Annotated in this window: 1 pseudogene; it reads right to left on the bottom strand. The window is 73.0% G+C overall.

Annotated elements, in window-relative coordinates:
* Window positions 1-929 (bottom strand): annotated as a pseudogene (locus ABFY07_RS42690) (type IV secretion protein Rhs); the annotation flags it as partial.

Here is a 929-nt window from a genome sequence, read left to right as displayed (position 1 = left end):
GTTTCGCCGTCGTCGGCGAGGCGTTGTTTGGCGGTGCGGCGGCCGAGGGGGTCGTAGAGGTAGCGCCAGGTGGTGCCGTCGGGGGTGGTGACGGTGGTGAGGTGGTTCTCGGCGTCCCAGGTGTAGTGCCAGGTGTCGGGCTTGCGGGAGAGGTGGGTTTTCTGGCGGAGGGTGAGGCGGCCGGCGGCGTCGTGTTCGTAGCGGACGCGTCCGGCCCGCGTGATGCGGGTGCCGGTGTAGACGCGGGCGCCGGTGGTGGCCTGGTGGTGGTCGGCGGACCAGGTGGCGTGGGTCTGGTTGCCCGCCTCGTCGTAGGCGTAGGCCTCGGTCCAGTTCTCGGCGCGGACGGCGGTGACCCGGCCTGCCTCGTCGAGGTCGAAGGCGCGGTGGCCGCGTAGGTGGTCGTCGATGCCGGTGAGGTGGCCGTCGGGGCGGTAGGTGTACGCGCGGTGCTGGGCGATGTCGCCCGACGGGCCGGTCAGGGTCTGCTCGGACAGCCGTCCGGCCGGGTCCCAGATCTGGGCGAGGGAGGTGTCGCCGAAGCGGCGGGCGGTCTCGCGGCCCCTCATGTCGTACGCGAAGTCGAGGGTCTGGCCGCAGGTGGTCAGCGTGGTGCGGCGGCCCACCGCGTCGTACGCGAACGTGGACTTCGCCCCGGAAGGGGTGGTCCGGCGCACGGCGCGCCCCAGGGCGTCATAGGCATGGGTCAGCACCCGGCCGTCGACCATCTCGGTCGTCACCCGGCCCATGCGGTCCCGCCGGTACGTCAGTGCCACCTCGGGGCCGATGGCCTCCGTCAGGCGCCCGGCCGGGTCGTAGGTGAAGGTGGTGGCCTGGCCGTCGGCGTCCTTGCGCACGATCCGGCCGCACACGTCGCGTTCGAGGGAGACGGTCTGGCCCAGCGGATTGGTGCGGGAGACGAGCCGGCC

It is taken from the genome of Streptomyces sparsogenes subsp. cuspidosporus (assembly GCF_039532705.1).
Lineage (GTDB): Bacteria > Actinomycetota > Actinomycetes > Streptomycetales > Streptomycetaceae > Streptomyces > Streptomyces sparsogenes.
Note: the sequence above shows the minus strand (reverse complement) of the source record. Positions and strands in the feature narration are given on the sequence as shown.